Below are 12,627 nucleotides of genomic sequence, written 5' to 3' on the forward strand. Positions count from 1 at the left end.
GTATACTATAAGATAGCATTGTGTATAGCACGCCATGCGACCACGTCGAACCGACACGTCGTCAAATTCGTGAGCTAGGCAAGCATACAACCACAATCCGTGTTGAGGCACAAGCTCATACAAAGGACTGAACGCCAGTGCAACTATCAGCAGTATAGCTGGGGGTTGGCAAAGATGCAGAGGCCTCAATGGCAACAAGCCGGGATGATCCCGTCGCTATTCACGCACAAGGATGTAGGAAACACGCATGACAGCTAACCGTGCCCGCCCATTTAGTAAAAGTATTGTCAGCAAAATCGGGCTGATCATGACCTTTATTACTCTGATGGTGCTCGGCCTCTCTGTATCCAGTTACGTGATGCAAGAGCGCGTTAATCGGGATGTTGAGCAAGCCACGAACCAAGAAATCCCCAGTGCCATTATTACCATGACCTTGCTGCGGGCGGCGGGTGAAATGAATGCCAGCATGCTCAAATATGTCATGGGGCGTCATGAATCATTGGCCGTGTTCCTTGAAAACCAACAAGAATTCGAGAACCAACTAGACAAACTGGCACGGATAAAACCAAGCGGCCACCAGCGGCTAGCGGAAATTCGTCATCTGTATGAAAGATTTCAACGTAAAGCTCATCAGAAAGTACTAACCGAGTTTGACCCCGTTGCTGAGCAATGGGCTCGCAAACAAGTATTGCGTTTATCGATTGATGTGGTCCGTCCGATCGATAGCCTCGTCGCCGAATTAAAAGCCGCTCAAGAGCTGACGCAGCCCGACAACGCCGCGATTTTACAATACCTTGATGAGCTCGAGGATGAAAACGGCGACATGCTCACCGAGCTTAACCAATACCTCGATGGCCAAGAAACCAGTCGTCGCGATTTTACTGACGACATGGCAACATTCGAGCGCTACTTATCACTGGCTAAGTTCGAGCTCAATGATCCCTTGTCCCTGAATAAACTGGAATTAATTTCTCAGCACTTTACCAGCCTGAAGCGCAGTGGCATTGCGATTTTCAATAATTATCAACCTCGCGCCAAAATAGAAGCCATGAAGGCGGTGCGAACGCTCAGTGATCAGGAATATCAAGCGCTAGAAAATGCCCTTTCTGGCTTTGCACGCGAAACGGGTATGGTTGTCAGCAGCTCAATGGTTGATTTGCAAGATATTCTTCATTCCAATCAGCTTAATCTTGGTTATTTGCTGCTATTTATTTTGTTTGTGAGCGGTGCCATGTATGTGTATATCTACCGCACATTCACACAACCTATCGTCAACCTGGCCGATACCATGCAAAGCTTGGTGAAAGGCGATATGACGCCCCCGCTCAGTGACTACCAAGAACGCACCGATGAGGTTGGTAAAATCGCGCATGGTTTAGTGATATTCCGTGCGCATATCATCTCTCGCAACCAAGCACGAGAACAGCTGATGCGAGAAAAAGAGCGCGCAGAAAGTGCCTCGCGCGCGAAGGCTCAATTTCTCGCCACCATGAGCCATGAAATTCGTACGCCAATGAATGGCGTCATCGGTATGATTGATATGTTACGCCGTTCACCGCTCTCACCGTCGCAACACAGTCTGATTGCAACAGTGCGAGAATCGGCATTATCGCTGTTGTCGATTATTAACGATATTCTTGATTTTTCTCGCACGGAGGCGGGCAAGCTCCAGTTTGAACGCGTTACCTTTTCGCTCTCGGAGACGGTCGAGCAAGTCATGGAAACGGTGAGCCACCATGCCAACAAGCGAAACGTGACACTGTCACTATTTATCGATCCGCGCCTTCCTGATCAGCTGATTGGGGATCCCAACCGCCTTAAACAAGTGCTGTATAACTTGGTTGGTAATGCGGTGAAGTTTTCCGGCGGAAAGTCGACCCAGACCGGGAAAGTCGATGTCTGGATCATGCCTCAGCCTGCCTCTTCGCCGGATAAAACCAAGCTCGATATCGAAATCACCGATAATGGAATTGGTATTAGCCAAGAGAAGCTCGAAACCATTTTTCAGCCATTCAATCAGGCTGAATCATCTACTACCCGCGAGTATGGTGGTTCCGGCCTAGGACTGGCGATTTGTAAGAATATTGTTGACCTGCTTGGCGGCGTGATCCGCGTGCACAGTGAGGAAGGGAAAGGCACACAGTTCCGTGTCGAGCTGGAGTACACGATCAATCCCCTGTCAGAAAAGACTAAACCTGCCATTGCCACAGAATCGAGCGCACCACTGTGGGTACTTATCGATTTACCCGCCGGAGCGTTACGCACCGCCATTACCGCTTATTTAAAACACTTAGATATCAAACACCGAGTGACACACAATAAAACGCTCACACCGCTTGATGCGCATCCCTACTCAACTCAAACGGATAACACCCACTTCGTTATTATCACCCAAGACCCAGAAACGGTATTAAATGATAGCCAACTTCACCAGTATACTTTCGCCCATGTGATTGCACTGCGACATACCCTCTCCTTGGCTCGTCACCAAGATAAACGTGTGGTGGAACTGTTCGCCTCACCATTGACCTATCGTCGACTGGTGCACGGTCTTCGTGTCTGCTTAGGGCTAGAAAGCCCCGATGTCAGTACGCTCGGTGAATATGGTGACGAGCTATCACTGTCAGCCCCACTCAAAACCGGACGGGGGCGAATCTTAGTCGTCGAAGATAACCCCACTAACCAGCAAGTGCTGATCCAGCAGCTTAGTTATCTCGGATTCGATGTACTGATGGCAGAAGATGGTGAACAGGCCCTGAGTGTTTACCAACAGCATGAGGTGGATTTGGTGCTCACCGATTGCCACATGCCCAAAATGGATGGTTACGATCTTACCGCCGCACTAAGAAAACAACAGCAAGGCGGTCAACGCATTCCAATCATAGCCATTACCGCCAACGCCCTGAGCGGTGAAGACACCCGCTGTTTTCAAGCTGGGATGGACGATTACATCACCAAACCCATTGAGCTCGACGCGCTCCATGGGACCTTGCAAAAGTGGTTAAACGACGACAATGCGCTTGCCGCTTTCACCTCAGGCGTCCCTGTCTCAGACGATATGCACACCGCGCCTGAGGCGGAACAGACAGCCGAGCACCTCATCCTAGACGCCAGCGTGATCACGCGGCTATATGCCGGGCAACAGGATGCTTACCAAGACATCATCGCCGTTTTTAARACACGCAGCCTGCCTTGCCTACACCAGCTTGTACAACACACACCACCGTTTCACGACTGGGCGGCATTAAAAGACGCCGCACACAAACAAAAATCCGCGGCAGGCAGTATCGGCGCACAAGAGACATATCACTATTGCCTAGCGGCAGAAAAAGCGGCGGCCGCACAAGATAGCGCTGAATTAGATACGGCGCTTCGCCAACTCCACCAAGCACTACCTCGCCTCGAGGCAGCTATTGCGCAAATTCTGGACGGGTCGGAATAGCGGTATCAGCGGCGGATGACGAGGGATAACGTGATCCCATATCCGGATATCGGTAAAACCAGTGTACAAATTGCGCAATCCAGTGCCACACTGAGTAAGAGACAGTTAAACAACTACGGTAGTGAATAATGAGAAAAACCCAGGTCGTCACCTCCGAGGACATATTACTTAAGCTTTGTCAGTCAGCCACCGCTGTGTTGACCAAGGCCACCAATTCGCCGGTTCATCACGCCGCGATGGTACAAAAAATTGCCAAAACCAGTTTAAAGCCAGATTTAGGCTGCTTTGTTTTATTTGATGGCGGCTTCTCTGGCCTTGTCGTCATCAACTTCTCCTCTGCTGCGGCAATGGAGATCTACAACAACTATATGCAACACATGGGGATCCCTGCCGAAGAGCTTGCGAGTTTGCACACATCCGATGAAGTCGGTGACGTACTTGGCGAGTTGATGAACCAAATCATTGGTGACTTCACAGGGAAAATTAAACGCTCTATTCAAACCTCTATCACTCAGAATCAGCCGAAGATGATGGCGGTGAACAAAAACCTCTCGGTATCCGTGGACAGCAACATTGATAAGCCACAAGCGCGCCGTGTGAGCTTTACCACCGAAAACAACCACATTTTCTACCTAGAGCTGGCGATGGAGCGGACTGAATTCATCCAGTTACAAGACTTTGAAGAAGGTGAAGAGGTCAATCCAGACGCGATTCTCGAAGAAGAAACCGTCCGTCAGCTTGAGAAGAAACCTACCGAGAAAAAAGGGACGGGTGGCGGTAATAACGACCTACTCGACGAATTAGGGATCTAATCACTCCCCTTTGAACCTCGGGCACCCCAACCATTAACGTCGCCATAGTTAGTGGTTGGGGAGACTCACTCTCGCCTTGTAAAACCTGCAACTAATTTTACTTGATAAAATAAAACACTCTTACCATTGCGCAACCTCAATGTATTAACTTTCTTTTTGCATCCTACCGCAATCTTAGTTTGATCAATGTCACACAAAAAGAATGAGCCTCAATAAAAATCTCGCCATTTTTTAATCGTTTGCCTCATTTAATACGTCAGTTATTTTTAGTAGGTGAATAATTCTGCATCGTATAGACTGCGCCACAAAATCATAAGGCTGGCAAAAGATCAGTCAAAACCCTACTGGGCACCCTGCCCACTCCATTATCATTCGTGAAAAAAGGTCGATTCATGAGTCCAGAACACTACCTACTCGATTGGCAAACTAGCCAAAACCACTCTGAAACCATGTATCCGCTGCTCAGCCAGCTTTATCGCCAAAAAGGGGTCGAAATCCAACTGTTTGGCCGTCAACTGATCAACGCCAGTACCATTGATATTATCAAAGCGCACCGAGTCGCCCGCCGTTACACCGGAGGAACTTTAGCACCCAGTCAAACCTTGCCTTTAATTGAAGTGATGGCGGAAATGGATCTCGCGCCAAGTAAAATCGATGTCGGCCAACTGGCTTGGACATACTGGCAATCTCATGACAACCAAGACGGCATCGCTGATTTTCTCCACAGTCAATTAGGCCATTTAGTGGGAACGGGCAACAGTGTTGAGCCTAAAGATGTCGTTTTATATGGCTTTGGCCGCATTGGGCGTTTGTTAGCACGACTGTTGGTGGAGAAAAGCGGTCCCGGCTATCCATTACGTTTACGCGCTATTGTTGTGCGTGGTGGACGCGAAGGCGATCTAGAAAAACGTGCCAGTTTATTACGTCGTGACTCGGTTCATGGCCCATTCAACGGCAGTATCACCGTTGATGAAGACCGTAGTGCGTTAATCGCAAATGGCAACTTTATTCAGGTGATCTACGCCAACAGCCCAGCGGATGTGGACTATACCCAATATGGTATTCACAATGCATTAGTGGTCGATAACACGGGTATGTGGCGCGACGAAGAAGGGTTGAGCCAACACCTGAAAAGCAAGGGCGCCCAAAAGGTCTTGCTCACCGCACCGGGCAAAGGCGATATCAAAAACGTGGTATTCGGCGTCAACGATAACGTTATCCACGACGATGATGCGATTATCTCAGCGGCCAGCTGTACCACCAATGCGATCACGCCAGTGCTTAAAGCCATGCACGACAAATTTGGCATTGATGGTGGCCATATCGAGACGGTGCACTCATTCACCAACGACCAAAACCTGATTGATAACTATCACAAAGGGGATCGCCGTGGTCGCTCAGCATCCTTGAATATGGTGCTCTCCTCGACCGGTGCCGCCAGTGCGGTCGCGAAAGCGTTACCTGCGTTAAAAGGTAAGCTCACGGGGAATTCTGTACGCGTTCCTACTCCAAACGTTTCGATGGCAATTGCCAATTTGAATTTGGACAACGCAACGAGCAAAGATGAGATCAATGCTTACCTTCAAGATGTTGCCTTGTATTCGCCGCTATCCGGCCAAATCGACTTTACCCAATCTACTGAGCTGGTTTCCAGCGATCTGATCGGTTCTCGCTTTGCGGGTGTGGTTGATAGCCAAGCAACTATCGCGGATGGAAACCGTTGCGTCCTGTATATCTGGTACGACAATGAATTTGGCTATAGCTGCCAAGTGGTTCATTGCATGGAGAAAATGATGGGCGTTCGCTATCCATTGGTCCCTGAACCCGCAAGCCTGTAATCAGGTGTAGAGCATAAAAAAAGGCCCGAATGGGCCTTTTTTGCTAAGCAGAGAGCAAACTATGACTGCTTTGCAGCCGTCAGCTGCGATGGCTGACTGACAGGTTTGATCAACGCGTAAACAATCCCTGTGACTAACGTACCCGCGGCGATGGCAGCCAAGTACATAAACACGGGGGTGATTGCATTGGGAATAAGCAGTACAAATAATCCACCATGAGGCGCCATTAATTTTGCGCCAATCAGCATCGAAATTGCACCAGTCAATGCGCCTCCAGCAATACACGCCGGAATAACTCGCATTGGGTCTTTAGCCGCGAAAGGGATCGCCCCCTCAGAGATAAAGCACAGCCCCAGCACAAACGAGGCTTTACCCGCTTCTTGCTCAGCATCGTTAAACTTACGTTTCGCCRAAAATGTTGCCAGACCCATACCCAGCGCCGGCACCATACCTGCGGCCATGATCGCTGCCATTGGCATGTAGGTACCACTGTCGATCAAACCCACACCAAAGGTGTATGCGGCTTTGTTCACTGGACCGCCCAAGTCGAAGCACATCATCGCACCCAGCAGTACACCCAAGATCACTGCGTTGGTTGAGTTCATTCCTTGCAAGAAGGTGGTTAAGCTATCCATCGCCACCGAAACAGGGCCACCCACCACATAGATCATGACCAAGCCCGTGAATAAGCTTGCCACCAACGGGATCACTAAAATGGGCTTGAGGGCTTCCATGGTTGCAGGCAGTTGCACTTTATCAGCAACAAACTTGGCACTGTAACCGGCGATAAAGCCCGCCAGAATCCCGCCAAGAAACCCTGCGCCTGTTGAGGCTGCGAGCATACCGCCAATAAGGCCGGGAGCAAGACCGGGACGATCCGCGATAGAAAAGGCAATAAAACCGGCGAGGACAGGCACCATCAGGGCAAACGCACTGCCACCGCCAATTTGCATTAATGCGGCAGCCAATGTGCCTTCTTCTTTAAATGCTTCAATGCCGAACACAAATGACAGTGCAATAGCCAAGCCGCCCGCGACCACGAGTGGCAACATGTGCGACACCCCAGTCATCAAGTGTTTATACACCCCCGTCCGCTCACCTTGGCTAGCAGTCGATTGTCCGTTGGTGTGTTTTTGGGCTGCGTGGTAGACCTCAGCATTGGCGACTGCATCATCAAGACTTTGAGCGGCTTTTTTCAACGCGACGCCTGTGCTGGTTCGATATAATCGCTTCCCATCAAAGCGACTTAAATCAACCTCAATGTCTGCGGCAATAAACACCACATCCGCATCAGCGATTTCTTGGTCAGTCAGCGCATTTTTTGCCCCCACCGAGCCCCGTGTTTCAATTTTAACGCTGTAGCCTTTCGCTTTGGCGGCCTCTTCAATCGCCTCAGCCGCCATAAACGTGTGCGCAACCCCGGTCGGACATGCGGTGATACCGACAATACGCATGGATTGATTCGCCTCAGGCTCCTCTGACGCTTGATAAACCTCAGCGTGAGATGACACCCCGTCGAGAACCGCTTGCGCATTGTCCATCACATTACTTAATGATGCCTGATAAACCGGCTTACCGTTAAAACGTGCCGTCTGCGCCGGTGAACCGACGAGCAAAATACGCTCCGCGTCGGCAATCGCTTCAGACGAGACCGGTGTTGGCGCCTTAATGCTCGATTGACATTCGATGGTTGCTTGCCAGCCTCGCTCACCGACTGCTTTTTCAAGCAATCCTGCTGCGATAACTGTGTTAGCGACGCCACTTGGGCACGCCGTCACAATGACCAGTTTCATACCTTTTACCCCACTCTTGGATTGTTTATTCGGCGTGTGCGGACACAGTGACCGGTGACACGCTAATTTTTTCTATCATTTGATAAACACGGTCGAGATCAGAGACACCGACACCCACTTGGGTGACCGCCAGCGCAGATAGCGCGACCGCTCGACGAAGTACCGTCGCTTTTTCTTCACCGGCTTGGCATCCCCATACCAAACCAGCAACCAGTGAATCTCCCGCACCAACGGTACTGACGACCTCTTGCGCAGGTGCGACGGCCTGCAGCCAACCTTGATGGTTGCGCCACAGCACACCATCTACACCACGAGAAATCACCACATTGGCAATCCCTTGTTGGAATAGCTGTTCACCACGCGCTAACAAGGTATCGAGTTCATTACTGATTGGCGCGTTCAAGCACTGAGCAAGCTCAGCTTCATTGGGTTTCACAAGCCAAGGCTTGGCGGACACCGCAGCACGCAGCGCATGTTGGCTGGTATCTACAACCACCTGCTTACCGGCCTCGGTGAGAGCCTGAACCCAGTCACTGAGCTGATCAGCATTGACGCCTGGCGGTAAGCTACCGGCCAGTACAATCCAGTCATGCCCATCAGCTAATTCCAATAAGGTATGCGTAAGCGCCTCAATATCGCGCCCTTCCACTGCCATTCCCGGGAAGTTGAGATCCGTGACACGACCGTCTTTTTCTACCAGTTTGACATTTGTTCGACTCACGCCCGGTACGCGCAAAAAGCGATCGCAAATGCCATGCTCAACAAATAAGTGCGCAAAGGGATCTTGATTTTCCTCACCCAAGAAGCCAGATACCGTCACTTGGGCGCCCAAATCAGCCAACACACGCGCCACATTCACGCCTTTTCCTGCAGGATGTAGGTTGTACTTTTGCACTAAGTTGACATCGCCAGCTTGCAAGATACCAAGCGCTCCCGTCATATCGAGAGCAGGATTAAAGGTCACGGTTAAGATTGCACTCATGCGTGTTCTCCTAAGCCTTGACGAATAGCTTCACCCAAGGCGGCTATCGCCTCCTGCGCATCACTCCCTTGGGCGGTAAACTGAAGCTGATGGCCGTGCTTTACTCCTAGGGCAATGACTTTCATCAAGCTCTTCGCGTTGACGGCAGCCGATTGGGTGGACGCATTGGCCACTTGAATATCCGCGCTGAATTTTTTAGCGGTGTTCACCAACATGGCACCAGGTCGCGCATGCAGGCCATGTGCATTGGTAATGGTAAATAGCCYAGATTCACCCTCAATCTTCGCCGCTGATGCTGGTGGTTGCACAGTCTCAACGTCAGCGGCATCCGGGTGCATAACCGCCGACACAAGCGCGTCAGGTGATTGGTTGATAAGGCTGTTCAATTTACCCTCTGCTTTGAGTTGGGTCAGCTTGGCGAGCAGGGCCATATGCGCGTCATTATTCGCCGCAAAACACCACAAAGCATGGGCAACATGCTCACCCATATTCAATGGCTCAGAAGGCATGACTAACGACACCCCAGTGTGAGACACGCCATTTGCAATGCCCAACACCCAATGCCCGTCACCCAAATGGACAGGCGCTGCGGCAATCAGATGACTAACGCCTGAGGTATCTAGGCATCCTCTGTTTTTCAAAAGTCCCGCGCCAGCTGCTTGCAGTGTGGTGATATCTCGCGCTGGGAAACCACTTAAAATCATATCTGGGGTAAACGTAAAACCCTGATTATTGTCCTTCGTGTCACCATTGAGGAGTGCCAATATAGCGTCTGCGCTCTCAATACGTTTCAACTGCGCTTCAATACCGTCTTGTGATAACACGTGGGTCAATTGGCGTAGGATTGTCAGGTGCTCATCTGACTTCGCCGCAATACCGATGGCAAGATAAGCGGTTTCACCGTCTCCCCAGTCCACGCCCTGTGGGAAGTGACACACTTGCACGCCCGTTTGTTTCACTTGATCACGGGTATCTGTAGTGCCATGCGGGATCGCAATACCATTGCCTAAATAGGTGCTCGTTTGCGCTTCTCGCGCCAACATACCCGCTTGATAACCGGGCGCGACCAATCCTTTGTCAATCAGTCGTGTGGCCATAGCTTTGATCGCCTCTTCTTTCGAGGCGGCAGACTGCTGTAAATAGATATCTTGTGCTGTTAGTGCGAACATGAGGTTAATCCTCTTCGTTTGTGCGCCTTGCGCACGCAATATATTGGGCTCATTACAATCACCGCATCGCAGCAACTGCATGGTAAATCGTAGAAGGTGAGCCAGACGGATGCCTGCATCATCGACCCACATTCTGTTCAATCCTTGAAGACGCGAGATGGTTCGTATCACTCAACTCACGCCAAGCTGAATCGCTTCAGCTTTTGGTTGCAGTCAGACCTCAAGGGTGTTGTCTTTGGGTCTATTTATCGCAACGTTGAATCCGGTCTAACGCTTAGCCGTCCTGTCTTTGGCAAATATGTGATAAAAGTAGTGTCATACAGAACAGCTGAAACCTTTCAGCTTTAAGGCTGAATCGTTTTAGCATATAATGCAAACATAATCTCGATCGGATGTGTGCAAACTTTGATCGCATTCACAAAGCCATCAATAACGATTGGCCTGATACTGGATCCTTTCTATGAAGCTCGATGAGATAGCACGCCTTGCCGGCGTGTCACGCACCACGGCCAGCTACGTGATTAACGGAAAAGCCGATCGTTATCGGATCAGCGCTAAGACCCGAGAACGGGTGATGGCGGTTGTTGACCAACATAACTATCAACCCAACCGTGCCGCAACCGCCCTACGGGCAGGAACAACACGCACCCTCGGATTGGTGGTTCCTGATCTTGCTAACAGCAGTTATGCCCTCTTGGCCAAATTGCTAGAGCGTAAAGCCCATGATCAAGGCTACCAAGTGATTATCACCGGCTCGGATGATGATCCTCAGCGCGAGCAAACCGTTGCCACTACATTGATTTCTCGAAAGATTGATGCATTGATCGTCGCTTCGTGTTTGCCAGCGGACAATGCTTTCTATCCTGATGTGCAGCGAAAAGGCACACCTGTGGTGGCTATCGACCGACAACTAGACGCGACCCAGTTCGCCAATGTACTGAGTGATGATGCCAAAGGTGCGTATCAATTAACCGAGACACTTATTGCGCCTAGCGATGTGTATCAGGCGGGATTGATTGGTGCCGTCCCCTCTTTAGCCATCTCGCAAGAGCGTGAAAAAGGCTTTCGTAACGCATTGAAAGTCGGCAATGTGGACGGACAAGTGCGCTATGGCAACGCCTTTAGCCGCAGCGAAGGTCAACGATTAATGACTGAATGGATAGACGCTGGCGATTTACCCGATGCCTTGCTTACCACCTCATTCACTCTATGTGAGGGTGTATTGGATGCAATCCGGCAAACAGGCATTGCGCCCACCGCCTTATACTTTGCCACATTCGGGGACAGTCGCATCTTGGACTTTTTACCCTTTGGGGTGCAGTCGCTTCCACAACAGTTTGATGCGATTAGCGATGCCGCGTTAAGCCTCGCTATTTCAGCCGCCGAAGGCGACAATCAACCCGGCGTGATCACCGTCGAGCGTCAACCGATTTGGCGCCCACATCAAACCCAAGCTTGGGTCGGTTTAACCTAATCATGATCAGTAACCCGTGGCTTCCATAAAGCCACGGCCGCTCACACTCCCTTCGACACGCACGGGTCCCTCCCAGTATGGGATGCTTAGCGCCATCCAACTATCTGGGTTTAGAGGCTGAGTGGTCACGTTGATCCCTTCATCGGGAACACGTATTTGCCAACCCACGGGCAGTGTTCGTTTATCGGAAAGTGTGGCGTGATTGACCGGCACCATGCGTATTGCATGTTTATCAAGTGATCGCACCTTGCCATCGGCCGAGGTCAAAGAGCCGAATACAAAGGGCTTTGGACCGCGGATCTGAGTCACCATCAGCGCGCGCCCATCGTCGAGATTCAAACCAAACCAATCCCATCCGGATTGGTCGTCGGCCATGGCACCGCTCGACCATTCTTTATCAAACCACCCTTTCCCTGTCACAGAAAAAGACTTGCCGTCGAGCGTCAAGGAGCCTGTAATGCGTAATTGTGGTACCGAGAAATAATAAGAGGCCGACGGTGCACTTTCATGACGAATGCTATACCCCTGCTCGCCCTGCTTCACTCTCAGACCACTGTCTTCAACCTGCAGAGCAAAGCCCACCTTAGTATTCTGTGCCTCAAATTGTGCTTCAACTGTCGCCGGAAAAGGATCGGATTGACCTTGCCATTGCCAATCATCCAGCCACGCCTGAAATGGTGACAACGTCACGCCGGCTTGACCAATGCCACCGCGGGCAAACCGTTCCGCTTCCCACTGCTGATCAGCGCGTGTTATCGCGACATGTGCCATATAGAGTTGTGGGCTTGACCAGCCAAGCGCCTGCTCGGCTCGAATCGCGCGGCGAAACAGAGTCCATTGCACGCCGTAGGTTTGGCCTTGGCTATCTTCCAGTGTGGCGGTTAAATACCACCACTCCGTGGCAAAGCCCGGATGGGCAGCCATATCTTTCGGGTATTCGGGATGATAGTCGGGGGTCACAGCTTGAAAACCAGACTGCTGGGCAAACACATCAAAGCCTGTCGATGCGCTGCTTTGGGGCGCAGGCTGGCGTCCCCACCAAATCAGACTTCCCAGCGCGATGGCTACAATCATCACCAGCATGGAGCCAAACAGTTTGCGACTTAGTTTCATTTCA

The 12,627-nt window shown here is 50.9% G+C and carries 8 protein-coding genes; 4 read left to right on the forward strand and 4 right to left on the reverse strand.

All coding sequences use genetic code 11. The annotated features are described in order from the left end of the window. The first annotated feature begins 247 nt into the window (after window positions 1–247). The 3 genes from BZJ18_RS12010 to BZJ18_RS12020 all read left to right on the forward strand — a co-directional run bounded on the left by BZJ18_RS12010 (window position 248) and on the right by BZJ18_RS12020 (window position 6,092). A complete protein-coding gene (locus tag BZJ18_RS12010; protein ID WP_077457031.1) occupies window positions 248–3,442 on the forward strand; it encodes a hybrid sensor histidine kinase/response regulator in 3,195 nt (1,064 codons plus the stop codon). Between the two features lie 128 nt (window positions 3,443–3,570). Next, window positions 3,571–4,254 (forward strand): DUF3334 family protein, encoded by a 684-nt coding sequence (locus tag BZJ18_RS12015; protein WP_077457033.1) that lies wholly within the window; start codon window positions 3,571–3,573, stop codon window positions 4,252–4,254. Between the two features lie 392 nt (window positions 4,255–4,646). Beyond that, on the forward strand, window positions 4,647–6,092 hold the full coding sequence (locus tag BZJ18_RS12020) for a glyceraldehyde-3-phosphate dehydrogenase (RefSeq protein WP_077457035.1): 1,446 nt from the start codon (window positions 4,647–4,649) through the stop codon (window positions 6,090–6,092). A gap of 59 nt (window positions 6,093–6,151) precedes the next feature. Here the strand turns inward: BZJ18_RS12020 and fruA are convergent, their stop codons facing one another. Genes fruA through fruB form a run of 3 tightly spaced genes read right to left on the reverse strand, consistent with a single transcriptional unit; the run spans window position 6,152 to window position 10,036 of the window. Beyond that, window positions 6,152–7,885 carry a PTS fructose transporter subunit IIBC gene (gene fruA, locus BZJ18_RS12025; protein ID WP_077457037.1) on the reverse strand — a complete coding sequence of 578 codons (1,734 nt, stop codon included), beginning with the start codon at window positions 7,883–7,885 and terminating at the stop codon, window positions 6,152–6,154. A gap of 25 nt (window positions 7,886–7,910) precedes the next feature. Beyond that, on the reverse strand, window positions 7,911–8,867 hold the full coding sequence (gene pfkB / locus BZJ18_RS12030) for a 1-phosphofructokinase (protein ID WP_077457039.1): 957 nt from the start codon (window positions 8,865–8,867) through the stop codon (window positions 7,911–7,913). Then, entirely contained in the window at window positions 8,864–10,036 is a 1,173-nt protein-coding gene (gene fruB, locus BZJ18_RS12035) for a fused PTS fructose transporter subunit IIA/HPr protein (protein WP_077457071.1), read from the reverse strand. Before fruB ends, pfkB begins: the two co-directional genes overlap by 4 nt. Window positions 10,037–10,496: 460 nt before the next feature. On the opposite strand from fruB, the gene cra reads away from it, so the two are divergent. Further along, window positions 10,497–11,510, forward strand: coding sequence for a catabolite repressor/activator (cra, locus tag BZJ18_RS12040; protein ID WP_077457041.1), 1,014 nt, complete (start codon window positions 10,497–10,499; stop codon window positions 11,508–11,510). 6 nt (window positions 11,511–11,516) lie between these two features. Here the strand turns inward: cra and BZJ18_RS12045 are convergent, their stop codons facing one another. Further along, entirely contained in the window at window positions 11,517–12,623 is a 1,107-nt protein-coding gene (locus BZJ18_RS12045) for a lipocalin-like domain-containing protein (protein WP_077457043.1), read from the reverse strand. Window positions 12,624–12,627: the final 4 nt, after the last annotated feature.

Source organism: Salinivibrio sp. IB872, assembly GCF_001995345.1.
GTDB classification, from domain to species: domain Bacteria; phylum Pseudomonadota; class Gammaproteobacteria; order Enterobacterales; family Vibrionaceae; genus Salinivibrio; species Salinivibrio proteolyticus.

What these genes read in the sequence shown, in the direction of transcription:
- BZJ18_RS12015 (WP_077457033.1), top strand. Translation starts at nt 3,571, where the DNA reads ATGAGAAAAACCCAGGTCGTCACCTCCGAGGACATATTACTTAAGCTT.
- pfkB (WP_077457039.1), bottom strand. Translation starts at nt 8,867, where the DNA reads ATGAGTGCAATCTTAACCGTGACCTTTAATCCTGCTCTCGATATGACG.
- cra (WP_077457041.1), top strand. Translation starts at nt 10,497, where the DNA reads ATGAAGCTCGATGAGATAGCACGCCTTGCCGGCGTGTCACGCACCACG.
- BZJ18_RS12045 (WP_077457043.1), bottom strand. Translation starts at nt 12,623, where the DNA reads ATGAAACTAAGTCGCAAACTGTTTGGCTCCATGCTGGTGATGATTGTA.
- BZJ18_RS12020 (WP_077457035.1), top strand. Translation starts at nt 4,647, where the DNA reads ATGAGTCCAGAACACTACCTACTCGATTGGCAAACTAGCCAAAACCAC.